At 61.9% G+C, this 22488-nt stretch carries 19 protein-coding genes; 7 read left to right on the top strand and 12 right to left on the bottom strand.

From position 1 onward, the window contains the following. Positions 1-50: 50 nt before the first annotated feature. Complete coding sequence (locus tag ACSSVH_RS01220) at positions 51-407, bottom strand: DUF1493 family protein (RefSeq protein ID WP_169954007.1); 357 nt, start codon at positions 405-407, stop codon at positions 51-53. A gap of 478 nt (positions 408-885) precedes the next feature. On the opposite strand from ACSSVH_RS01220, the gene ACSSVH_RS01225 reads away from it, so the two are divergent. From ACSSVH_RS01225 to ACSSVH_RS01235, 3 genes are all read left to right on the top strand, one after another. Next, positions 886-2061, top strand: coding sequence for a tetratricopeptide repeat protein (locus tag ACSSVH_RS01225; RefSeq protein WP_169953890.1), 1176 nt, complete (start codon positions 886-888; stop codon positions 2059-2061). Positions 2062-2323: 262 nt separating this feature from the next. Continuing rightward, a complete protein-coding gene (locus ACSSVH_RS01230) occupies positions 2324-4261 on the top strand; it encodes a RecQ family ATP-dependent DNA helicase (protein WP_492633973.1) in 1938 nt (645 codons plus the stop codon). A gap of 23 nt (positions 4262-4284) precedes the next feature. After that, positions 4285-4716: an acyl-CoA thioesterase gene (locus tag ACSSVH_RS01235; RefSeq protein WP_170058168.1), complete on the top strand. Its 432-nt coding sequence runs from the start codon at positions 4285-4287 to the stop codon at positions 4714-4716. Positions 4717-4850: 134 nt separating this feature from the next. On the opposite strand, the gene ACSSVH_RS01240 is transcribed toward ACSSVH_RS01235, so the two are convergent. The 4 genes from ACSSVH_RS01240 to ACSSVH_RS01255 all read right to left on the bottom strand — a co-directional run bounded on the left by ACSSVH_RS01240 (position 4851) and on the right by ACSSVH_RS01255 (position 9723). Further along, positions 4851-5330 (bottom strand): glycine zipper domain-containing protein, encoded by a 480-nt coding sequence (locus ACSSVH_RS01240; RefSeq protein ID WP_169953887.1) that lies wholly within the window; start codon positions 5328-5330, stop codon positions 4851-4853. Between the two features lie 223 nt (positions 5331-5553). Continuing rightward, a complete protein-coding gene (locus ACSSVH_RS01245; protein WP_169953886.1) occupies positions 5554-7902 on the bottom strand; it encodes an FdhF/YdeP family oxidoreductase in 2349 nt (782 codons plus the stop codon). Further along, a complete protein-coding gene (fdhD, locus tag ACSSVH_RS01250) occupies positions 7899-8738 on the bottom strand; it encodes a formate dehydrogenase accessory sulfurtransferase FdhD (RefSeq protein ID WP_169953885.1) in 840 nt (279 codons plus the stop codon). Before fdhD ends, ACSSVH_RS01245 begins: the two co-directional genes overlap by 4 nt. 115 nt (positions 8739-8853) lie before the next feature. After that, positions 8854-9723 carry a LysR family transcriptional regulator gene (locus tag ACSSVH_RS01255; protein ID WP_169953884.1) on the bottom strand — a complete coding sequence of 290 codons (870 nt, stop codon included), beginning with the start codon at positions 9721-9723 and terminating at the stop codon, positions 8854-8856. 134 nt (positions 9724-9857) lie between these two features. Here ACSSVH_RS01255 and lysM point away from each other — a divergent pair, with 134 nt between their 5' ends. Continuing rightward, the gene (gene lysM / locus ACSSVH_RS01260; RefSeq protein WP_170042345.1) at positions 9858-10298 is read left to right on the top strand and encodes a peptidoglycan-binding protein LysM; all 441 of its coding nucleotides are present in this window, start codon (positions 9858-9860) and stop codon (positions 10296-10298) included. A 127-nt stretch (positions 10299-10425) separates the two neighbouring features. Here lysM and yrfG read toward each other — a convergent pair whose 3' ends face one another. Beyond that, complete coding sequence (gene yrfG / locus ACSSVH_RS01265) at positions 10426-11088, bottom strand: GMP/IMP nucleotidase (protein ID WP_170042346.1); 663 nt, start codon at positions 11086-11088, stop codon at positions 10426-10428. A gap of 91 nt (positions 11089-11179) precedes the next feature. Here yrfG and nudE point away from each other — a divergent pair, with 91 nt between their 5' ends. Both nudE and cysQ read left to right on the top strand, forming a co-directional pair. Continuing rightward, positions 11180-11746 carry an ADP compounds hydrolase NudE gene (gene nudE, locus ACSSVH_RS01270; protein WP_169953881.1) on the top strand — a complete coding sequence of 189 codons (567 nt, stop codon included), beginning with the start codon at positions 11180-11182 and terminating at the stop codon, positions 11744-11746. After that, the gene (gene cysQ, locus ACSSVH_RS01275) at positions 11743-12579 is read left to right on the top strand and encodes a 3'(2'),5'-bisphosphate nucleotidase CysQ (protein ID WP_170042348.1); all 837 of its coding nucleotides are present in this window, start codon (positions 11743-11745) and stop codon (positions 12577-12579) included. The genes nudE and cysQ overlap by 4 nt, the downstream gene beginning before the upstream one ends. A 143-nt stretch (positions 12580-12722) precedes the next feature. Here the strand turns inward: cysQ and ACSSVH_RS01280 are convergent, their stop codons facing one another. From ACSSVH_RS01280 to rfbB, 6 genes are read right to left on the bottom strand one after another with little or no spacing between them, the layout of a single operon-like run. Further along, on the bottom strand, positions 12723-13178 hold the full coding sequence (locus ACSSVH_RS01280) for a thioesterase domain-containing protein (RefSeq protein ID WP_169953879.1): 456 nt from the start codon (positions 13176-13178) through the stop codon (positions 12723-12725). Between the two features lie 26 nt (positions 13179-13204). Continuing rightward, positions 13205-14587: a sigma-54-dependent transcriptional regulator gene (locus ACSSVH_RS01285; RefSeq protein WP_169953878.1), complete on the bottom strand. Its 1383-nt coding sequence runs from the start codon at positions 14585-14587 to the stop codon at positions 13205-13207. Then, positions 14584-16392: a sensor histidine kinase gene (locus ACSSVH_RS01290; RefSeq protein WP_169953877.1), complete on the bottom strand. Its 1809-nt coding sequence runs from the start codon at positions 16390-16392 to the stop codon at positions 14584-14586. The genes ACSSVH_RS01285 and ACSSVH_RS01290 overlap by 4 nt, the downstream gene beginning before the upstream one ends. A gap of 35 nt (positions 16393-16427) precedes the next feature. Next, a complete protein-coding gene (rfbD, locus tag ACSSVH_RS01295) occupies positions 16428-17318 on the bottom strand; it encodes a dTDP-4-dehydrorhamnose reductase (RefSeq protein ID WP_169953876.1) in 891 nt (296 codons plus the stop codon). Then, the gene (gene rfbA, locus ACSSVH_RS01300; protein ID WP_169953875.1) at positions 17315-18190 is read right to left on the bottom strand and encodes a glucose-1-phosphate thymidylyltransferase RfbA; all 876 of its coding nucleotides are present in this window, start codon (positions 18188-18190) and stop codon (positions 17315-17317) included. Before rfbA ends, rfbD begins: the two co-directional genes overlap by 4 nt. Then, on the bottom strand, positions 18187-19269 hold the full coding sequence (rfbB, locus tag ACSSVH_RS01305) for a dTDP-glucose 4,6-dehydratase (protein WP_169953874.1): 1083 nt from the start codon (positions 19267-19269) through the stop codon (positions 18187-18189). Before rfbB ends, rfbA begins: the two co-directional genes overlap by 4 nt. 199 nt (positions 19270-19468) lie before the next feature. Between rfbB and ACSSVH_RS01310 the strand changes: the two genes are divergently transcribed. Beyond that, a complete protein-coding gene (locus tag ACSSVH_RS01310) occupies positions 19469-22378 on the top strand; it encodes an aminotransferase (protein WP_492633974.1) in 2910 nt (969 codons plus the stop codon). Positions 22379-22488 lie beyond the last annotated feature (110 nt).

Genomic DNA, 22488 nt, shown 5'->3' on the forward strand with positions numbered 1-22488 from the left:
TGAGAACAAAGCGGGGCACCAGGCATCCCACATTAATTCCCCAGCGCTCTTCAGCTCAGGTTTTCCAGCGTCTGCGTATCCCAGCTATGGGTCTTGATAGCCAGGTAGAGCATGCCGATGGTGAGCGGCGTCTTCTCGCCACGGCCCTTGGCGCGGTGTTTCAGGAATACATCGAACACCGGCGGATTGAAGTAACGATAAGCATCATAGTCACCCAGGTCGAGATCAAATGCCTGCTCCAGAGTCTCCATAAACTGCCTGGCTTCTGCGCCGTCGCAACCGAGGTCAAAGTTGAGCGAGGTTTTAAGGCGGATGGTCTTGTGCTTGGGCAGGCCGATTTCTTCGTGCAGCAATTGCAGGAGCTGCTGCATGACAGGGTCTTGGGGGAAGTTGGGGGCCAGGTTCATGGTGGGGGCACGCGGGAGTGGGTCAGAGGGATGGTCGCCTTGCTGGCGCAGTTTGTTTCGGCTGATGAAGAGCGCCAAGCCTATCAAGATCAGGGCAAAGAAGATCGCCGACTGTAAGAAGAGCATCGGACTATGACTCATGTGTGTACACATGCATTGAGAGGCTTGATGGCTGAGCATCGCTCACGGACTTTTACCGAGCAGATGGCGAAGGCGCTAGTTTCGGTCAGGGTTGGCTGATTCTGTAGAGGGTCAAGTGTAGGTTGGAGGAAGTTTGGGAAGCGTATGGGTCCCGGCTTGGCGATTTCCTACGGAGGCTTCCGAAGTTTGCGATTTGGCTGCGAGGCACCCTGGCGCAGGTGGGATAAAAACCACGTCACATTCTGTATAAAATCCCGGCAAAACCCCTGAATTCAGCGTATGTTTCACCGCAAAATCTTGTAGGGCGATTCCGCCCACTACTTAAAGGGAGTTAAGCATGGGTTTGCTTCGTGTCGCCTCGGCGATGTCATTGTGTGCGGTGGCGTTTTCGGTCCAGGCCGAGCAGTTGCCGATCGAGGTGCTCAGTGCGGTGGTCAAGGACCAGAAAATCGCCGACGCCGAAGTCTTGCTGCAACGCAACGGCGCACAGAATGTGGTGGGGCGCACCAATGCCCAGGGCCAAGTCACTCTCACCAGCGAAGTTGCCGATGGTGCCGACAACCTGCTGATCATCAAGAAGCCCGGCTACTCCAACCTGGTGGTCAAGTGCCCGTGCAAAGGCATGACCTATGCCATCAGCCCGGTGATGGAAAACCTCGACGGCCTGCGTGTGGTACTGACCTGGGGGCAATCGCCTTCGGACCTCGACTCCCACATGATCTTCCCCGGCAACAACATCTACTTCAACAGCAAGACCGGCACCGATGCCGAGCTGGATGTGGATGACACCGACAGCTACGGCCCGGAAACCATCACCCTGCAGAAAAAACACTACGGCGAAAGCTACGTGTACGCCGTGCATGACTTCTCCAACCGCACCGATACCGGTTCCACGGCGCTGTCCGAAAGCCAGGCCAAGGTGTTTGTGTACATGGGCCAGTCCCTGGTCCGCACTTACTACGTGCCGACCAATCGCACCGGTAACTTGTGGACTGTGTTCCGCATGACCGGCAGCGGTGACTTCCAGGACATCAATACCTTCACCGGCGTGCTGGTCGAGGCCAAGGATGTGCTCAACGAAGTCAAACCCCTGCTCAACGACAGCGTTGCCGTGGATGCCGTGGTGGTCAGTTCAGCGGTACAGGGTGATGCGAAAAAGCTGAACCTCAAAGGCGAAGCGGCCTACCAGGCCGGTAACCTGGACCAGGCGATCGACTACTTCCGCCAGGCCATCGAGCTGGATAATTCCTTCGGTAAAGCCTACGGCAATCTCGGCCTGGCCTATCAGAAAGCCGGAAACACCGCCGAGTCGATCTGGGCCAACCGCAAGGCGATTGCCCTGGCCAGCGGCCCGACAGCCGCCACCGTGCGTGCCGGGTCCTACTACAACATCGCGCGGATCTACGAAGCGGCCGGGCAGTTTGCCGATGCGTTGCGTCACTACCAATTGGCCAAGGAACAGAAGGCCAACCCGGTGTATGACAAAGCCATTGAGCGTGTGCAAAACCGCTGATCGAGCGGTAGCAAAGGTCTGAAAATGTGGGAGCGGGCTTGCCCGCGATAGCGGTGTAACAGTCAACAGAGGTATCGACTGGGGCACCGCCATCGCGGGCAAGCCCGCTCCCACATGTGTTTTGCGGTGTTCTGTAGATTGTCGGTTCACCCTCGCAGCCTGTGTATCATCCTGTCTCTCTTTTCCTCGCGACCTTTTTCGATCCGCTGAAAATACCGGGCTATGTTTTAGGCCTGTTCAGCGGTCAATGGAGTGACAGCTCATGCACGACACCCTCCAACAGGTCTTTGGTTATCCACAGTTTCGCCCTGGCCAGGAGGCGGCTGTCAGCGCCGTGCTGGCCGGTCGTTCGGCGGCGGCGATCTTTCCCACAGGTTCTGGCAAATCCCTCTGTTACCAGCTCTCAGCCGTGCTGCTGCCGCACCTGACACTGGTGGTGTCGCCACTGTTGGCGTTGATGCAGGACCAACTGGGCTTTTTGCAGCGTCATGGTATTTCGGCCGGCAGCATCGATTCGACGCAAAGTCGTGATCAGGCCAATGACGTAATGGCCCGCGCTCGCTCCGGCGAGCTGAAGATCCTGATGATTTCCGTAGAGCGCCTGAAGAACGAGCGCTTTCGCAACTTTTTGCAAAGCGTTTCGATTTCATTATTGGTGGTGGACGAGGCGCACTGTATTTCCGAATGGGGCCATAATTTCCGCCCGGACTACCTCAAGCTCCCCGACTACCAGCGCCAGTTCAAGATTCCCCAGGCGCTGCTGTTGACCGCCACCGCCACACCCAAGGTGATTGTGGACATGCAGGCCAAGTTCGCCATCGCCCCCGCAGACGTGATCACCACCGGTTTCTATCGACCCAACCTCAACCTGCTGGTGGAACCGGTCAGCGGCGCAGACAAACGCCGGCGCCTGGTGGAGTGGATGGGCGAGCGGGCCAACCAGCCGAGCATCGTCTACGTCACCTTGCAGAAAACCGCCGAGCAGATCGCCGAGCATCTGAATCGCCATGGCATCCAGGCCGAGGCCTATCACGCAGGTTTGCCCCACGATAAGCGCGAGGGCATCCAGCATCGGTTCATGGGCGGCCAGTCCAATTGCATCGTCGCCACCATTGCCTTTGGCATGGGTATCGACAAGAGCGATATCCGCAACGTTGTGCATTTCGACCTGCCCAAATCCATCGAGAACTACAGCCAGGAAATCGGCCGGGCCGGGCGCGATGGCCAGCCTTCCGAGTGCCTGGTGCTGGCCAACCGCGACAGCCTTAATGTGCTGGAGAACTTTGTGTACGGCGATACGCCGGAGCAGGAAGGCATTCGGTTGGTGCTGGAAGAACTGCTGGCGGCCGCTGATGACGGGCAATGGGAGTTTCTGCTGAGGTCATTGGCAGAGCTGAGCAACATCCGCGAGCTACCGCTCAAGACCTTGCTGGTGCAATTGGAACTCAAGGGGGTCATTGCACCGCGCTATGCGTTTTATGCCGAGTATCGCTTCAAGTACCTGGTGGAGCCGGAGGTGTTGCTGGCGCGTTTTTCCGGGGAGCGGCAGCAGTTTGTCGCCGCGATCATCCAGGTGTGCAAACGGGCCAGGAGCTGGGCTACCGTGGATTTCGACGCGCTTTATCAACAGCACCAGGCCGAGCGTGGCCGGGTGGTCAAGGCGCTGGACTATTTCCAGGAACAGGGCCTGATCGAGCTGGAAAGCAAGCAGATGACCGAAGTCTACAGCCTGCTCGATAGCGGGTTTGACCCCCAGGCCTTGAGCGAAGAGTTATACACAGGCTTCAAGCAGCACGAAGCCACGGAAGTGGCGCGCATCCATGGGATGCTGGCGTTGTTTGCCAGCGAACGCTGCCTGGGCTATCGGTTGGCGGAGTACTTTGGCGATGCCGAGGCGCCGCGCCAGTGCGGGCATTGTTCGGTGTGTCATGGCCAAGTCGCCCATCTGCCGGCACCACCGGGGCTGGCACCGCTTGTGGATAAAAATTTCCAGGGGCTGTGCGGGGATTTTATCCACAGGCATCATCAGCACACCGGCAGCCTGCCAGGGGCGGAACGCCTGACGCGGTTTCTATGCGGGATCAGCGTGCCGCTGTTTACCAAGCTCAAGGCCCGGGGGATTCCAGGATCTGGCGTGCTGGAAGAATATCCGTATGCCCAGGTGCGGGATTGGGCCGAGACCCATCTGAGCGACCTGTAAATTCACTTCAATGAGACTTGTCCATGCCTGACTCAATGCCGCAGCGTGCCGATTACCGTCACTTCCAGCCGATCATTACGCGCTGGCACGACAATGACGTGTATGGGCATGTGAATAACGTCACCTACTACAGCTTTTTCGACACGGCGGTGAACACCTACCTGATCGAACAGGGCGGGCTGGATATCCATGACGGCGAAGTGGTGGGGTTTGTGGTGAGTTCGGCGTGCGACTACTTTGCCTCGATTGCCTTTCCCGACCGTATCGATATCGGCCTGCGGGTGGGCAAGTTGGGCAACAGTTCAGTGCAGTACGAGTTGGCGGTGTTCAAGGCCGGCGAGGATGAGGCCTGTGCGGCGGGGCGGTTTGTGCATGTGTTTGTGGACCGGGCGACGAACCAGCCGGTGACGATTCCACAGGTACTGCGCGAAGCACTGCAACACCTGGCGGTCTGACTGCGGCCTGCGAAACAATGAAGAACTAATGTGGGAGCCGGGCTTGCCCGCGATAGCGCAGTGTCAGGCCACCTATTGGTTGCTGGCATTGCGCTATCGCCGGCAAGCCAGCTCCCACATTGAGTTTGCTGTGTTCACCGGTGACGGTAGTGATGCTTGTTCTTGCGATGGCCATAAGCATGCCCACGGCCACGATGATCATCACGGTCATAGCGACGGTTATCACGCCCGCGATCGCGGCGGTCGTCGTCATCGCTCTTGTTGCCCATATAGTTACCCAGTGCGCCGCCGGCGCCACCGCCTGCTGCTGCGCCGATCAAGCTGCCGGTGCTACCGCCGACACTGCGCCCGACCACGTTGCCGCCCGCTGCGCCCAGTGCACCGCCAATGGCTGCTTCGCCACGGCTGCGTTTGTCTGCGCCTACTGCGCTACCGCCAGCGCCGCCCAGGGCTGCACCAATGGCCGAACCGGTATTGCCGCCGATCTGCTGGCCGACGACAGAACCTAAAACCCCGCCCAATGCGCCGCCTACACCGGCTTCGGTGGTGCCACCGGCCATGGCTGCGCCACTGACCAGGCCAAGGGACAACAAGAGAATCGAGGAGAACTTCATAGGTGAACCTCAAGGGGATGACGGCGCGATCCTGAGGTTGTCGGAATATTCTTACAATCGAATTCCGACCAGTGGTGCAGGTTGTATACAATTAGCTAAGTTGCTGTTTTATCTAGGGAACTTAAGTCGTTTTTGCCGGTCTTTAGTTACTTCGCAACGGCCGCTTTTATACAAAAGCGGCCTTTTTTGTGCCCGTGAAGATCGTTCCCAGCCATGGAGACGATCAGGCAGTTCGGGCCATGATCAAACCCTTGTCGCTGGCCGCTTCCAGGCGAATCGCCACGAACTTGGAGGTAGGCGTATGGCTACCATCCCCGGTGCTTTCCAACGGCACCAGCGGGTTGACCTCCGGGTAATAGGCCGCTGCCTGCCCCGCCGGAATATCGAACGCCAGCAAGGTAAAACCCTTGACCCGGCGTTCACGGCCATCATCCCAGATCGACACGATATCGGCCTTCTGCCCCGGCTTGAAGCCCAGGCGGATGATGTCGGCTTCGTTGACGAACAGCACGTCGCGCTGGCCCTTGACCCCACGATAACGGTCATCCAGGCCGTAGATGGTGGTGTTGTACTGATCGTGGGAACGCATGGATTGCATGATCAGGTCGGGCAACTGGCCAGTGGCACGGGTGCGTTCATGCACCAGGTCCTTGGGCAGGATGTTGGCGCGGAAATTCGCCCGGCCTGACGGGGTATTCCAGCGGCGGGCGCCGGCGCTGTTGCCCAGGTAGAAACCGCCTGGGTGCTGCACACGCTCGTTGAAGTCCTTGAAGCCGGGGATGGTGTCGGCGATCAAGTCGCGGATGCGGCGGTAATCGGCCACCAGCCAGTTCCAGTCCACCGGCTTGCTACCCAGGGTGGCGGCGGCGATGCCGGCGAGAATGGCCGGTTCCGACTTCATCAGTTTCGACAGCGGCTGCAACTGGCCATTGGAGGCATGCACCATGCTGAACGAGTCTTCTACCGTCACCGCTTGAGGGCCATCGGCCTGGATATCGATGTCGGTGCGGCCCAGGCACGGCAGGATCAAGGCCTGCTTGCCGTGGGCCAGGTGGCTGCGATTGAGCTTGGTGCTGATCTGCACCGTCAGGTCGCAGTTGCTCAAGGCCTGGAAGGTGCGAGGGCTGTCGGGCGTCGCTTGGGCGAAGTTGCCACCCAGGCCGATAAACACCTTGGCGCGGCCTTCGAGCATGGCGTGGATCGCTTCGACCACGTTATGCCCGTTGTCCCGGGGTACCTTGAACTGGAAGCGACGCTCCAGGGCATCCAGGAAGGCCACGGGTGGCCGTTCGTTGATCCCCATAGTGCGGTCGCCCTGCACGTTACTGTGGCCACGCACCGGACACAGGCCGGCACCGGGACGGCCAATGTTGCCGCGCAGCAGCATCAGGTTGGCGATTTCCTGGATGGTCGGCACCGAGTGCCGATGCTGGGTGATGCCCATCGCCCAGCACATGATCACGTTCTTGCCTTTGGCGTACATGCGCGCCGCTTGCTCGATCTCCACCAGGCTCAGGCCGGATTGCTCGACGATTTCATCCCAGGAGGTGTCGTCGATCTTGGCCAGGTAATCCAGCACATTGATCGTGTGTTCATTGAGGAAGTCGTGGTCGAACACTGCCTCCTTGCCTTCGGCCTGGGCCTGGCGCTCCCACAGCAGCAGGAACTTGGCCATGCCGCGCAGGATCGCCATGTCGCCCCCCAGCGCCGGGCGGAAATACGCGGTGTTGGTCGGTTTGTCGCCGTTGGTGAGCATTTCCAGCGGGTGCTGCGGGTGCTGGAAACGTTCCAGGCCACGCTCCTTGAGCGGGTTGATACACACCACCTGGGCGCCGCGCTTCACCGCTTCGCGCAGCGGTTCGAGCATGCGCGGGTGGTTGGTGCCGGGGTTCTGGCCCCAGACGAAAATCGCGTCGGCGTGCTCGAAATCATCAAACGTCACAGTGCCTTTGCCGACACCCACGCTTTGCGCCAGGGCCACGCCGCTGGCTTCGTGGCACATGTTCGAGCAGTCCGGGAAGTTGTTGGTGCCGTAGGCGCGCACGAACAACTGATACAGGTACGCCGCTTCATTGCTGGCGCGGCCCGAGGTATAGAACTCGGCCATGTCCGGGCTTGGCAGGGCTCGCAAGTGCTGGCCGATCAGGTCGAAGGCCGACTCCCAACTGATGGGTTTGTAGCGGTCGGTCTGGGCGTCATAGCTCATCGGCTCGGTCAGGCGGCCCTGGTATTCCAGCCAATAGTCGCTCTGCTCCAGCAGTGCGCTGACACTGTGTTTGGCGAAGAACGCCGCATCTACCCGGCGCTTGGTGGCTTCCCAGTTGACCGCCTTGGCGCCGTTCTCGCAGAACTTGACCATGCCGCTTTCCGGCGAGTCACCCCAGGCGCAACCTGGGCAGTCGAAGCCGCCGTTCTGGTTAGTCTTGAGCATCATGCGGATATTTTTCAGCGCGTTATCGCTGGTCAGCCACGCCTGCGCCACGCTGATCAGCGCGCCCCAGCCGCCAGCCGGGCCTTTATAGGGCTTGTAGCGCGGGGTCGGGGTTTGGTCGGCTTGGTGATGATTGCTCATGGCTGGTACTCCATCGCAGGGCTGTAGACCCGCGGCGCGCTTTTTTGCGGCAGGTGGATGAGATTGAGGTTGTGCCGGCGCGCCCATTGCAGGGCCAGGCCGGTGGGCGACGACAGGCTGACCAGGGTCTGGATGCCTGCGCGCAGGACTTTCTGGATCAATTCGAGACTGCAACGGCTGGTGACAATTGCCACGCCGCCTGCGGTCGGGATGCGCTGGCGGACCAGGGCGCCGATCAGTTTGTCGAGGGCGTTATGGCGGCCGATATCTTCGCGGCCCAGCAGCAGTTCGCCCTGGTTATCCATGAACACCGCCGCATGCACCGCGCCGCTGTACTGGCCCAGCGGCTGAAAGGCACTGATGCGCTGGCGCAAGCCCTCCAGCCAGGCAGCAGGCGGCAGCGGTGCGCCCGACAGCACCTGAAGGTCCGGCAGCGCCTGCTCCAGGGCTTGCACGCCACACAGGCCGCAGCCGCTGGTGCCGGCCAGTTGCCGGCGCTGTTGCTTGAGGTTCCAGAAGGCGCGGCTGCAGATCTGCACCTGGGCGTACTGGGCCGAGCCTGCGCCGCTCAGTTGCAGGTCATAGATATCGCTGATGTCGCTGATGATGCCGCTGCCCAGGCTGAAGCCGACGATAAAGTCTTCAAGATCGGTGGGCGTCACCAGCATTACCGCCTGGTTGATGTCGTTATAGGCAATCGCCAACGCGACTTCCTCGGCCAGCGCGGTGCTGGCCGATTCCGTATGGTCGAGGTTGCAGTATTGATAACTCTGGCTGGCGGCAGGCGCGGGCGTTGTCAGGGCGGGCGCCGCGCATGCTGGGCGCTGGGCGTTCATCAAGTCTAGTCACCGGCGAAGTGTTCAGAGTGAAGACTAGGCGCGACAAAGGGTCGCGTCTAATCGTCAGTACTGATCTACCGATAGATGACGTCGATCAAGGCTTTGCCAGCGATTACTGATAAAGCGCGAAACACGCCTCGGCCAACGCCGAGCGCGGCGCGCTGCGGCGCATGATCAGCCCCAGCTTGGCCAGGGTTTGCGCGTTTTCGATGGGTTGCAGGCGCAGGTGTTCGGTCAGCGCGTCGAGGCCGCCATCCAGCGGCATCACCGCACAACACAGGCCGCCGTGCACGGCCTGCAGCAACTGATGGACGGCATCGGTTTGCAGCAGAGGTTGCGGCGTCAGGCCCCGGCTGTGGAAGTTATGGTCGATGGACTGGCGAAAGTGCATGCCACTGGTGAGCATGCCCAGGGGCAGTTCGATCAGCGCCTCCCAGCTCAGGGGCTTTTCGCCGAAGCTGAAGAAACGTTGGTCGTACAGCAGGCCCATGCGGGTTTCTTCCAGGGCCAGGGAGTCAAAGCGCTCGGCGTCCAGGCGCTCGAGGTAGGACACGCCCAGGTCCAGGCGATTGCTCGCCAGTTGTTCGAGGATCTGTTCGGAACTCAACGCTGATAACTCAAATCGCAGGCTGGGGTGTTGCTTGTGCAGTTGTTGCATCAAGGCCAGCGGATCAAAGCTCGACAGCGGCACCACGCCCAGGCGCAGTGTCCCCACCAGGTTGCCCCGGCAGGCGGCGGCTTCGGCCTGCAGGCCGTCGTAGGCTGCCAGCACCGTCCGCGCCCAGGCCAGCACCCGCTCGCCGGGGGCGGTAAAGCCCTCGAAACGCTGGCCGCGGTTGACCAGCGGCAGCTCCAGCTCTTCTTCCAGGCTGCGCAGGCGCATCGACAGGGTCGGCTGGGTAATGTGGCAGCGCGCGGCTGCCTGGCCGAAGTGACGGGTTTCGTCGAGGGCGATGAGGAATTTCAGCTGTTTGATGTCCATCTTCGCTCCGGGGCTCTTATTCCAATAGCGGGGGGATTCTAGCGCGTTTGCGTCATTGGTCGGGCTGGAACCAAGGTCTGTAAGACTGGTCTAGTCTTTGGCATCTGGAAACCTAATCCCAAGGAGAGCGCACTATGAGTCTTTTTAGCTTTATCAAAGAAGCCGGCGAGAAAATCGTTGATCTGTTGACGCCGGGTAATGCGAACGCGAGTGAACAGTTGAAGGATCATGTTGCCAAGGTCGGCCTGGGTAACCCGAATGTGCAGACCACGGTGGATGGCGACAAGGTGACGGTGACCGGTGAAGTCGCCACCCAGGAGGAGAAAGAGAAGATTCTGCTGGCGCTGGGCAATATTGCTGGCGTGGCTACCGTGGAAGATAAAATCACTGTGTCGGGCCCTGTTGTTGCGGCTGCCCGCTTTGTCGTGGTGAAAAAGGGCGACACTTTGAGCGCGATCGCCAAAATTGAGTACGGCGACGCCAACAAGTACAACAAAATCTTCGAGGCCAACAAGCCGCTGTTGTCGCACCCGGACAAAATCTACCCAGGGCAGACGCTGCGTATTCCTGAGTAATACCCAAGGCAACTAAATAATGTGGGAGCGGGCTTGCCCGCGATTGCGGTGTGTCAGTCAGCAGATCTAGCTCTGACCCACCGCAATCGCGGGTAAGCCCGCTCCCACAGGGGTGTTACACATAGTTTTAGAGCCCGCTGATCAATTCCCGGTAATCCCCGACCGCATCGAACTCCGCCGTATCCTTGGGCCCTTTGCGGCTGTCCGGCTGTTTGACCGCCAGCAAATGCCCCACCCCGAAATCCCGCGCACTGCGCAGAATCGGCAAGGTGTCGTCGATAAACAGGCTGCGCGCCGGGTCAAAATCGATATCCGCTTGCAGGGCGTCCCAGAACTGCGGGTTTTCCTTGGCAAAGCCATAGTCGTGGGAGCTGATCAGCCGCTCGAAATACGGCGCCAGCTCAATGCGTTCCAGCTTCAGCGACAGCGAGTCGCGGTGGGCGTTGGTGATCAGGATCACGCGCTTGCCAGCCTGTTTGATCGCCGCCAGAAAGGTATCGGCGTCCGGTCGCAGGGCGATCAGGTGGGCGGTTTCCAGCTTGAGTTCGCGCACCGGGATCTGCAGTTCGGCGCTCCAGAAATCCAGGCAATACCATTGCAACTGGCCAGCGTTACGCTCGAACAGCGGCTGCAACTCCATCTCGGCCATGGCCTGGCTCACCCCGTGCAGTTCGGCATAGCGCCGGGGCAGGTGTTCCATCCAGAAGTGGTTGTCGAAATGCAGGTCGAGCAAGGTGCCGTCCATGTCCAGCAAGACGGTATCGATATCAGACCAGGGCAGTGGCGGCACGGTGGGCTCTCAAGCAGGTAAGTAAATACATCCAACACAGACAATCGGAAAAGCCACGGTATAGTAACCCGATCACGCCAAGGAGCCCTTTATGCGCCAGAAACCCACCGTCCTCGCCCGCGAAATTGTCGCCAGTAGTCGTTTGTTCCGCGTGGAGCAAGTGCAGTTGCGCTTTTCCAATGGCGTTGAACGGACCTACGAGCGCCTGGTGGGCCGGGGTGCAGGGTATGGCGCGGTGATGATCGTGGCGATGATCGACGCTGACCACGCGCTGCTGGTGGAAGAATACTGCGGTGGCACGGATGAGTATGAACTGTCCTTGCCCAAGGGCCTGATCGAACCGGGCGAAGATGTGCTGGCGGCGGCAGACCGTGAACTCAAGGAAGAAGCAGGCTACGGCGCACGGCAGTTGGAGCACTTGACCGAGCTGTCCCTATCCCCCGGCTATATGAGCCAGAAAATCCAGGTGGTGCTGGCCACCGAGCTGTACGAAGAACGCCTGGAGGGCGACGAGCCCGAGCCGATGCGCGTGGACCGGGTCAACCTGCGCGAACTGGCGCAACTGGCGCAGAACCCGCAGTTCAGCGAAGGCCGTGCCCTCGCCGCGCTGTACCTGGTGCGGGACCTGCTGACCCAGCGCGGGGCCTACCAGCCATGAGCGAATTGTTCCTCGGCCACGCCTACATCGCCCCCGTGATTGAACTGGCCCGCCAGGCTGGCGAGGTCATCCTGCCGTATTGGCGCGCCGATGTGGCCGTGACAGCCAAGGCCGATGATTCGCCAGTCACCGCCGCCGACCTGGCCGCCCACCACCTGATTCTCGCCGGCCTCACCGCGCTGGACCCCAGCATCCCGGTGCTGTCGGAAGAAGATGCCGACATTGACCAGAGCGTGCGTGCCCGTTGGCAGCGCTGGTGGCTGGTGGACCCGCTGGATGGCACCAAGGAATTTATCAGCGGCAGTGAAGAATTCACCGTCAACATCGCCTTGATCGAACAGGGACGGGTGGTGTTCGGCGTGGTGTCGATGCCCACCAGTGGCCGCTGCTACTTCGGCGGCGCGGGCCTTGGGGCGTGGCGCTCCGACGTGAATGCCGCGCCCCGGCCGATCCAGGTGCGCCAGAAGCCAGTCGCAGGCGAAGCGTTCACCGTGGTCGCCAGCCGTCGCCATACCAGCCCCGAACAGGAGCGCTTGCTCGACGGGTTGAGCCAAGGGCTGGGGGAGTTGAAGCTGGCCAATATCGGCAGCTCGTTGAAGTTTTGCCTGCTGGCCGAAGGCAGCGCTGATTGCTATCCGCGCCTGGCGCCGACGTCGCAGTGGGACACCGCTGCGGCCCAGGGCGTGCTGGAAGGTGCGGGTGGCGAAGTGCTGGAGTTGAATGGCCAGCCGTTCAGCTACCCGGCGCGCGAGTCGCTGCTGAACCCGTTCTTCCTGGCTTTGCCGGCCAAGGCCGCCTGGCGCGAGCGTTTGCTGGCGCTGGCAAGGTCATAAACCGCCGCGATCAAAAATGTGGGAGCGGGCTTGCTCGCGAAAGCGGTGTATCAGCCAATACAAGTGCTGACTGATACACCGCTTTCGCGAGCAAGCCCGCTCCCACATAAGCCCTGTGCCCACATTGTTTATGTGTTGCAGGTTTAGCGGTGCAACACGTACTGCCCGGTAAACGCCACCGCCTGCTCTTCACTGCCCTCATTCACAATCCACGTCTGCAGGGCCAGCCGTGCCCGGCCATGGCGCCGGTAGGTCGCCAAAAACCGCTTCCACACCTTGTCCTCCGGCGCCTGGCAAATCGCGGTGGCGTCCTGGGTGACAGGCAGTGGATAGCTGATCTGCCCTTCCTGAATCACGATGTGCCCGTCTTCAATCCCTTCCTCGCGCAGTTGTAGGTGCAGCCAGCCCCAGCCGGCCAAGACCGCGCCGCAATACAGGCTGCCGCCAAACATAGTGCTCTTGTGGTTGATATTGGCCTGCAACGGTAAGTGCAGGCGCAATTGCCGGTCCTGCCAGTCGAGCACCTTGAGGCCCATCTCCCGGGTCAGGGGGATGTCATGGTGCAGAATGGATTCCAGGTAACGGCTATCGCGGCTCATGGTGGTCTCTTGGCAGGTGGAAAGGGTCACTCGTCATCGGTGTGAGCGTTGCCGCTGTCGGCAAAGTTCAGCCCATGCTTGCGCAACTTGTCATGCAGGGTCTTGCGCGGCACCCCGAGGGCTTCGGCCAGGCTACGCACGGAGCTGTGGGGGCGGCCAAGCTCGGCGGCGATCAGGGCTTTTTCAAAGTGCTCGACTTGCTCGCTCAAGCCCCCGGTAGACATCGGCACACCCGGCGCCGGGCCGTCCGGTGTGCTGTCCAGGGCCAGTTCCAGGCCGAGGGCGAAGCGTTCGGCGACGTTTTGCAACTCCCGCACGTTGCCCGGCCAGTTATGGCGCAACAGCATTGCCCGTTGGCCAGGCTGCAACTCGTGCAGCGGCAGGCCGTGGCGGCTGCTGGCCTCGTCGGCGAAGTGCTGGAACAGCATCAAGGCATCTTCGCCACGCTCGCGCAGGGGCGGAATGCGCAGCGGCGCAACGTTCAGGCGGTAGTACAAGTCTGCGCGAAAGCGGCCCTGGTCGGCGGACTGGCGCAGGTCTTCCTTGGTCGCGGCGATGATGCGGATATCCAGGGGGATCTGCTGATTGCCCCCCAGGCGCTCGACCACGCGCTCCTGCAACAGGCGCAGCAACTTGACCTGTACATCCAGGCTCATGCTTTCGATTTCATCGAGGAACAACGTGCCGCCGTTGGCAAATTCGAACTTGCCGATCCGCCGCTTCTGCGCACCGGTAAAGGCCCCCGGTTCATGGCCGAACAGCTCGCTTTCGACCACGGACTCGGCCAGGGCGCCCGCGTTGATGGCGACAAACGGCCCCGTGCGACGGTTCGACAGGTCGTGCAGAGCGCGTGCCACCACTTCCTTGCCGGCGCCGGTTTCACCAAGGATCAGCACATCGGCGCGGGTCGCCGCCAGCGCGCCAATCTGCTCGCGCAGGCGCAGCATTGGCGCCGATTGCCCCACCAGGCGCGTGCTCAGTTGCTGGCGATCACTCAAGGCCAGGCGCAGGCTGCGGTTGTCCAGCACCAGCCGGCGCAGGGCCAGGGCGCGGCGCACGCTGTCGAGCAGGGCGTCGCTGGCGAAGGGCTTTTCGAGGAAGTCATAGGCGCCGGCGCGCATGGCCTGCACCGCCAGTGGCACATCGCCGTGGCCGGTGATCAGCAGCACCGGCAGCTCCGGGTCCTGGCTGTGAAGTTCAGTGAGCAGCTCCAGGCCGTCCATGCCGGGCATGCGGATGTCGCTGACCACCACCCCCGGCCAGTCCCGCGACAGGCGCGCCGTAAGGCCGGTGGCTTCGCCAAGGGGCAGGACTTTCAGCCCGGCCAGGTCCAGGGTCTGGCACAGGGCCTGACGCAGGTGTGGATCATCGTCGATCAACACCACCTGAATCTGGTTATCGATACTCATACACTGCGGTCCTCGGACGGTTGCAGACTGACGCCGGGGGCGCCGGCGCGCAGTTTCAAGGTTATCAGTGCGCCACCTTCCTTGTGGTTGGCAAACAACAGTTCACCGCCAAAGGCGCGCATCAGGGTGTCACAGATGGCCAGGCCCAACCCCAGGCCCTGGGTGCGGGTCTTGGTGGTGTAGAAAGGCTCGCCGGCGCGACCCAGGGCTTCCATGCAGAACCCAGGCCCGTTGTCGCGGATGTACAGGTTGACGCCCTGCTCGGTGGATTCGGCACTCAGCCACAGTTTGCGCGGCGGGCCTTTTTCGGTCAGGGCGTCCAGGGCATTGGCCAACAGGTTGCCCAGCACCTGGCGCAGGCGGGTTTCGCCGGCCTCTACCCACAGGGATGCCTCTGGCAAGTCGCGGATCAGTTCCACTTCCATGGCCCGCCGGCGCTTGGCCAGCAATGCCAGCGCGTCGTCCAGGGCCGGCTGCAGGGCCACGCTTTCCGGGGCATGCCGGTCGCGGCGGGCAAAGGCGCGCAAGTGGGCTATGATCGAGGCCATGCGCCCGGTCAATTCGCTGATCAGCTTGAGGTTGCCGCGGGCGTCGTCGGTACGCTGGTGGTCGAGGAGAATCTCGGCGTTTTCTGCGTAACTGCGGATGGCGGCCAGGGGCTGGTTGAGCTCATGGCTGATGCTGGCCGACATGGTGCCCAGCGCCGACAGCTTGCCCGCCTGCACCAGGTCATCCTGGGCGCGCACCAGTTCCTGCTGGGCATTTTCGCGTTCCAGCACTTCCTGGCGCAGGCGGCGGTTGAGGCCTTCGAGGTCGCTGGTCCGTTCGGCCACGCGCATTTCCAGTTCGCGCCGGGCCTTGGCTTCAAAGGCGATGCGTTCCAGGTAATGACGACGGCGCTGCATCATCAGGCCGAGCAGCAGCATCAGCACCAGCAAGGTCGCGCCGCCGACGGCGACCACTGTGCGCACCGGGCGGTCGATCAAGGTACGCGGGGCAAGGATCTCCACATTCCAGCCGGTTTCGGCAATTTCGGTGGATTGGCGCAGCCAGGCGCTGGAGCTGAAAACCAGCGGCTGCGGATCGCGGGTCGGATAGGGCTGAATCGCGATGATCGCCTGGCGCTCGGCCTCGGTCAGGGGCCGGGTCGCACGAAAACGCCATTGTGGGCGCGAGGTCAGGATCACCACGCCGTTGTGGTCGGTGACCAGCAATTGCTCGGGAGTCTGGCCCCAGAGGCTTTCGGTGTGGTCCAGGTCGACCTTGACCACCAGCACACCGATCACATGTTCATCTTCACGCACCGCAGCGGCGAAGAAATACCCGCGCTTGGCCGAGGTGGTGCCCAGGCCGAAGAAGCGCCCCAGGCGCCCGGCCATGGCTTCGCTGAAATAAGGTCGAAAGGAAAAGTTGCGGCCGACGAAGCTGTCCTGTTTGTCCCAGTTCGAGGCGGCCAGGGTCTTGCCACGGGTGTCCATCAGGTACATCACTTCCACGCCCGCCTGGGCTGCCACCTCCTTGAGCAACTGGTTGGCCGCGACCAGGTTGGTGCTGACGTGGGGCGCTGCCAGGGCGGTACGCAGGGCCGGCAAGTCGCCAAGGATCTGCGGCAGTACTTCGTAGCGATGCAGGGTGCCCAGCAGGTTGGCGACGTACAGGTCGAGGGTCTGGCGGTTCTGCCCGGCCAGTTCGCTGCGATAGTAGCGCTCGGCCAGATGCTCCAGCGGCCACAGCAACGGCGCCAGGCACAGTGCCAGCAAGGCCAGGCTGCGCCAGCGGGGTCTTCGTGGAAGAGGTGGAGTCATGTAGGTCTGCGCCTGAGGGTACAGGCGCATTATGCCTAGTGCTGCTGTGCAAGACACTCGCGCAATGCTTCGCGCCACTGCGGTTGGCCGACTTGCCATTGTTGTTGCAGGCGGCTGCAATCCAGGCGCGAGTTCAACGGGCGCTTGGCGGGCGTTGGGTAGTCACTGGCGGGAATCCCTTCCAGCTCGGCGCACGCCTTGCCTTCGGCCAGCAGGTGCTCGCCAATGGCCTGGGCAAAGCCGAACCATGAGGTCTCGCCCTGGGCCGTCAGGTGATAGACACCCCAGTCTGCGGCCTGGCCGGCCTGCCAGCGCTCGATCAGGGCACGGGTGCTGTTGGCGATGGTCCCGGCCCAGGTCGGCGCGCCGATCTGGTCGGCGACGATGCGCATCTGCGGCTTTTCCTGGAGTAGGCGCTGCATGGTCAGCAGGAAGTTCTTGCCGTGGCTCGAATACACCCAGCTGGTACGCAGGATCAGGTACTGACCGCCCACCGCCGCAATGGCCTGCTCGCCCGCCAGCTTGCTCTGGCCGTAGACACCCAAGGGGTTGGGCACATCGTCTTCGGTGTAGGGCGCGGGCTTGCTGCCGTCGAACACATAGTCGGTGGAGTAGTGGATCAACGGAATGCCCAGGGCCTTGGCTTCTTCGGCCAGGATGCCGGGCGCCGTGGCATTGATCGCGAAGGCCACATCGGGCTCGTTCTCGGCCTGGTCGACAGCGGTATGCGCCGCCGCGTTGATGATCAGCCCCGGGCGATGGCTGCGTACCTGTTGGCGGATCTGCTCGGGGTTGGCCAGGTCGAGCTGGTCGCGACCGAGCACGACCAGTTCACCCAAGCCCTGGAGCCGCTGTTGCAGTTCACGGGAAACCTGGCCGTGCTGGCCGGTGATGAGGATTTTCAACGGTGTCCCGCTCCCAGTCATTTGGTTTCCCCGGCGAGGGTGAACAGGTACTGGCCGTAGCCTGTCTTGCCAAAGTATTTGGCCCGCTCAAGCAAATGGTCGCGATCGATCCAACCGTTCTCGTAGGCGATTTCTTCGAGGCAAGCCACTTTCAGGCCCTGCCGATGCTCAATGGTCTGAACATAGATCGAGGCTTCCAGCAGGCTGTCATGGGTGCCGGTATCGAGCCAGGCAAAACCACGGCCGAAACGCTCGACATGCAGGTCGCCACGCTTGAGGTAGGCATTGTTGACGTCGGTGATTTCAAGTTCGCCGCGTGGCGATGGCTGGACGGCCTTGGCGATCTTGACCACATCGTTGTCATAGAAGTACAGGCCGGTCACGGCATAGCTGGACTTGGGCTTGGCGGGTTTTTCCTCGATGGAAAGGGCGCGGCCTTCACCATCGAAATCAATCACCCCGAAGCGCTCCGGATCCTTGACCCAGTAGCCGAACACTGTGGCGCCGGTTGGGCGTTTGGCAGCGGTGCGCAGTTGCTCGCTGAAGTGTTGGCCGTGGAAAATGTTGTCACCCAGGATCAGGCATACCGGGTCATTGCCGATGAACGCTTCGCCAATCAGGAAGGCTTGCGCCAAGCCGTCTGGCGAAGGCTGCTCTGCGTAGCTGATCTGCACGCCGAACTGGCTGCCGTCGCCCAGCAGGTTGCGGTATTGCGGCAAGTCCACGGGCGTGGAGATCACGAGGATCTCCTTGATTCCGGCGAGCATCAGCACGGAAATCGGGTAGTAGATCATCGGTTTGTCGTACACCGGCAGCAACTGCTTGGAAACCCCCAGGGTAATGGGGTGCAGGCGCGTCCCGGAGCCACCGGCCAGTACGATTCCCTTCATCATGCAATCAGGTCCTTCGCATCGGTGTTGCCGAGGCGCTCGCCCTGATAACTGCCGTCCTGGACCCGGCGGCACCATTGCAGGTTATCGAGGTACCACTGCACGGTCTTGCGCAGGCCGGTCTCGAAGGTTTCTTCCGGGACCCAACCCAGCTCGCGTTCGATCTTGCTGGCATCGATGGCGTAGCGCTGGTCATGGCCTGGGCGATCCTTGACGAAGGTGATCAGGTCGCTGAACTGGGCAACGCCGGCCGGACGCTGTGGCGCCAGCTCTTCGAGCAGCGCACAGATACCACGCACCACGTCGATGTTCTTCTGCTCGTTGTGCCCGCCGATGTTGTAGGTCTCGCCTACCACACCTTCGGTGACCACTTTGAGCAGCGCACGGGCGTGGTCTTCGACATACAGCCAGTCGCGCACTTGCAGGCCATCGCCATATACCGGCAGCGGCTTGCCTGCCAAGGCATTGAGGATCACCAGCGGGATCAATTTCTCGGGGAAGTGGAACGGCCCGTAGTTGTTCGAGCAGTTGGTCAGCAGTACCGGCAAGCCATAGGTACGCTGCCAGGCGCGGACCAGGTGGTCGGACGCCGCCTTGCTCGCGGAATAAGGCGAACTTGGCGCGTAAGGCGTGGTTTCGGTGAACAGGTCATCCACGCCATGCAGGTCGCCATACACTTCGTCGGTGGAGATGTGATGGAAGCGGAAGGCGCTCTTGGCCGGCTCTGCCAGCTGTTGCCAGTAGGCACGAGTGGCTTCAAGCAGGCTGTAGGTGCCGACGATGTTGGTCTGGATAAAGTCCGACGGCCCGTCGATGGAGCGGTCGACATGGGACTCGGCCGCCAGGTGCATGATGGCCTGGGGCTGGAAACGCGCCAGCACTGCGCTGACGGTGGCCTGGTCGATGATATCGGCCTGGACGAACTCATAGCGGGTGTTGGTCGCGATGCTGGTCAGCGACTCAAGATTGCCGGCGTAGGTCAGTTTGTCGAGGTTGAGAACTTCATGTTCAGTGTTTTGAATCAAATGGCGGATCAGTGCGGAACCGATAAAACCGGCGCCACCGGTAACAAGAATACGCATGTCGAGAGGCCTTTTCCTTAGACGGACATTGAGCGAATGGGGCATAGCTTGCGGGCTTGCGATGGGGCGTGCAAGGGGCGGTGGTCAGATTGGCCCAGCTTGCGTGCTTTAAAGAAGACAATCTCAATGGGGTCGGGGTTGCATCTGACCTATTAACAATGGCGATATAAGCGCCCAACAAAAAACCAGGGACCGTCACATGCTGCTCGATACATTGATCCACCGCACCCGTTTGCCGTGCCCGCAGGTCAGCGCGGAGCAAGCCTTGCAGTTGCTTGAGCAGCATTACGGCCTCAGCGGCACCCTGCAGTCCCTGGGCAGCCAGCAAGACCTCAATTACCGCGTTGACAGCGATCGTGGCCGCTTCGTCCTGAAAATCTGCCGGGGCGAGTACGCCGCCGTTGAGCTGCACGCCCAGCACGCCGCTCTTGCGCACTTGCAGGCACACGCCGGCGTCCGCGTGCCCAAGGTCATCAGCACCCTCGGCGGCGAGCAACTACTGAGCGTGACGCTGGCCGGGCAGGCCTTGCACCTGCGGTTGCTGGACTATATCGAAGGCCAGCCGCTGACCCACCTGCCGCATCTGGGCCGCGCGTTGATCACAGGTTTTGGCCGGCTGTGCGGGCAGATGAGCCAGGCATTGGCCGGTTTTGCGCACGCGGGCCTGGAGCGCACCCTGCAATGGGACCCGCGCCATGCCCGGGAGCTGATCAGCCATTTATTGTCGACGCTCGACAACCTGCCGCAGCGCGCGGCCCTGGAGCGGGTCGCGGTAGAGGTCGAGCAGCGCCTGCGGCCCTTGGTCGATCAGTTGCCCTGGCAGGCCGTGCATATGGATATCACCGACGACAATGTGGTGTGGCAGCGCGATGCCGAGCGGCATTGGCAAGTGCAGGGTGTCATTGATTTCGGCGACCTGGTGCACACCTGGCGGATTGCGGACTTGTCGGTGACCTGTGCCGCTCTGCTGCACCACGCCGAGGGCGACCCGTTTGCGATCCTGCCGGCGATCCGGGCCTGTCACGCGTTGACCCCTTTGCAACCCCAGGAATTGCAGGCGCTGTGGCCGCTGATCGTGGCCCGTGCGGCGGTCCTGGTGCTGAGCAGTGAACAGCAGCAGCGCCTGGACCCGGATAACACCTACCTGTTGAAGAATGCCGAGCACGAGTGGGAAATCTTCCAGGTTGCCACTTCGGTGCCGTTTGAGTTGATGGAGGCGGCGATCCAGGCGTGCGTCGGTGCAACCCCCAAACCAGTGGCCAGCGAAGGCTTTGCCCCGCTGCTGCCGGGCCTGGTGGGGCGCGAGTTCGCGCTGATTGACCTGGGTGTGCTCAGTGAGCATTTCGAAGCCGGAAACTGGGAAACCCCTGGCATCGACCAACATTTATTGCAGCAGGCAGCAACGGTCCATGGCTTGGCGGCCAGTCGTTATGGTCAGTATCGCTTGTCCCGCACGCGTCCCGACTGCGCGAGCGAACCGCAAACGTTCGCCCTGCACGTTGAACTGTATGTGCCCCAGGGCAGTGTCGTAGAGGCGCCGTTCGCCGGCATCCTGCGCAGCACTGCCGATGGCGTATTAAGTCTGCATAGCGCGCAACTGAATGTACGGCTGCTGGGCCTGAAAAATGCGTTGCAACCCGGCGCCGCGGTGCTCAAGGGCCAGGTCCTGGGGGAGGCGGGCGGGGCATTGACCGTGCAACTGTGCCGGGTTGACCTTGATCCGCCACTGTTTTGCACACCGTCCCGCGCTGCGGCCTGGCAGGCGTTGTGCCCCTCGCCGGCGACACTGCTGGGCCTTGCCTGTGACGCCGAGCCGGAGCTGGATCCAGAAGCCTTGCTGGCCCGACGCGACGCCAGCTTTGCGCGCTCGCAAAAGCACTATTACGTCGACCCGCCGCGCATCGAACGCGGCTGGCGCAACCATCTGATCGACATGCAGGGCCGCTCGTATCTGGACATGCTCAACAATGTCGCGGTGCTGGGCCACGGCCATCCACGCATGGCCCAGGTGGCGGCGCGGCAGTGGTCGCTGCTCAATACCAACTCGCGCTTTCATTACGCCGCGATTGCCGAGTTCTCCGAGCGGCTGCTGGCGCTGGCGCCCGAGTCCATGGACCGGGTGTTCCTGGTCAACAGTGGCACCGAAGCCAACGACCTGGCGATCCGCCTGGCCTGGGCCTACAGCGGCGGGCGCGACATGCTCAGTGTGCTGGAGGCCTATCACGGCTGGTCGGTGGCCGCCGATGCGGTGTCCACCTCGATCGCCGACAACCCTCAGGCCTTGAGCAGCCGGCCGGATTGGGTGCACCCGGTGACCGCACCCAATACCTATCGCGGCGAATTCCGTGGCCCGCACAGTGCGCCGGATTATGTGCGCAGCGTGGAGCACAACCTGGCGAAGATCGCCGCCAGCCAGCGCCAGTTGGCGGGTTTTATCTGCGAGCCGGTGTATGGCAATGCCGGTGGCATCTCCCTGCCGCCGGGCTATTTGCAGCAGGTGTATGCCCTGGTGCGTGCCCAGGGTGGGGTGTGCATCGCCGATGAAGTGCAGGTCGGCTACGGCCGCATGGGCCACTTCTTCTGGGGTTTTGAAGAACAGGGCGTGGTGCCGGACATCATCACCATGGCCAAGGGCATGGGTAACGGCCAGCCCCTCGGCGCCGTGATTACCCGCCGGGAAATCGCCGAAGCGCTGGAGGCCGAAGGGTATTTCTTCTCGTCCTCCGGCGGCAGCCCGGTGAGTTGCCGGATTGGCATGGCGGTGCTGGATGTGATGGAGCAAGAAAAGCTTTGGGAAAACGCCCAGGTGGTCGGCGGGCACTTCAAGGCGCGGCTCGAGGCGTTGATCGAGCGCCATCCCCTGGTGGGGGCGGTGCATGGCTCGGGCTTCTATCTGGGGCTGGAGTTGGTGCGCGACCGCCAGACCCTGGAGCCGGCGACGCAAGAAACCGCCCAGCTGTGTGATCGCTTGCGTGAGTTGGGGATTTTCATGCAGCCGACCGGGGACTATCTGAACATCCTCAAGATCAAGCCGCCGATGGTCACGTCTAAACGCAGTGTGGATTTCTTTGTCGACATGTTGTCGAAGGTGTTGGATGAAGGGTTGTAAACACCTTTCTATGAGTTGAAATGAGATCACCCCTGTGGGAGCGGGCTTGCTCGCGAAAGCGGTGTATCAGTGACAGATTTGTAGACAGACACACCGCTTTCGCGAGCAAG

It is taken from the genome of Pseudomonas sp. HC1(2025) (assembly GCF_058742075.1).

Excerpts from the sequence above, each read along its gene's own strand:
- ACSSVH_RS01280 (WP_169953879.1), bottom strand. The coding sequence starts at position 13,178 with ATGAGCCGCGATAGCCGTTACCTGGAATCCATTCTGCACCATGACATC.
- ACSSVH_RS01290 (WP_169953877.1), bottom strand. The coding sequence starts at position 16,392 with ATGACTCCACCTCTTCCACGAAGACCCCGCTGGCGCAGCCTGGCCTTG.
- rfbB (WP_169953874.1), bottom strand. The coding sequence starts at position 19,269 with ATGCGTATTCTTGTTACCGGTGGCGCCGGTTTTATCGGTTCCGCACTG.
- ACSSVH_RS01245 (WP_169953886.1), bottom strand. The coding sequence starts at position 7,902 with ATGAGCAATCATCACCAAGCCGACCAAACCCCGACCCCGCGCTACAAG.
- ACSSVH_RS01255 (WP_169953884.1), bottom strand. The coding sequence starts at position 9,723 with ATGGACATCAAACAGCTGAAATTCCTCATCGCCCTCGACGAAACCCGT.
- ACSSVH_RS01225 (WP_169953890.1), top strand. The coding sequence starts at position 886 with ATGGGTTTGCTTCGTGTCGCCTCGGCGATGTCATTGTGTGCGGTGGCG.
- lysM (WP_170042345.1), top strand. The coding sequence starts at position 9,858 with ATGAGTCTTTTTAGCTTTATCAAAGAAGCCGGCGAGAAAATCGTTGAT.
- ACSSVH_RS01310 (WP_492633974.1), top strand. The coding sequence starts at position 19,469 with ATGCTGCTCGATACATTGATCCACCGCACCCGTTTGCCGTGCCCGCAG.
- cysQ (WP_170042348.1), top strand. The coding sequence starts at position 11,743 with ATGAGCGAATTGTTCCTCGGCCACGCCTACATCGCCCCCGTGATTGAA.
- nudE (WP_169953881.1), top strand. The coding sequence starts at position 11,180 with ATGCGCCAGAAACCCACCGTCCTCGCCCGCGAAATTGTCGCCAGTAGT.
- ACSSVH_RS01285 (WP_169953878.1), bottom strand. The coding sequence starts at position 14,587 with ATGAGTATCGATAACCAGATTCAGGTGGTGTTGATCGACGATGATCCA.
- ACSSVH_RS01230 (WP_492633973.1), top strand. The coding sequence starts at position 2,324 with ATGCACGACACCCTCCAACAGGTCTTTGGTTATCCACAGTTTCGCCCT.
- rfbA (WP_169953875.1), bottom strand. The coding sequence starts at position 18,190 with ATGATGAAGGGAATCGTACTGGCCGGTGGCTCCGGGACGCGCCTGCAC.
- ACSSVH_RS01220 (WP_169954007.1), bottom strand. The coding sequence starts at position 407 with ATGAACCTGGCCCCCAACTTCCCCCAAGACCCTGTCATGCAGCAGCTC.
- ACSSVH_RS01235 (WP_170058168.1), top strand. The coding sequence starts at position 4,285 with ATGCCTGACTCAATGCCGCAGCGTGCCGATTACCGTCACTTCCAGCCG.
- ACSSVH_RS01240 (WP_169953887.1), bottom strand. The coding sequence starts at position 5,330 with ATGAAGTTCTCCTCGATTCTCTTGTTGTCCCTTGGCCTGGTCAGTGGC.
- rfbD (WP_169953876.1), bottom strand. The coding sequence starts at position 17,318 with ATGACTGGGAGCGGGACACCGTTGAAAATCCTCATCACCGGCCAGCAC.
- fdhD (WP_169953885.1), bottom strand. The coding sequence starts at position 8,738 with ATGAACGCCCAGCGCCCAGCATGCGCGGCGCCCGCCCTGACAACGCCC.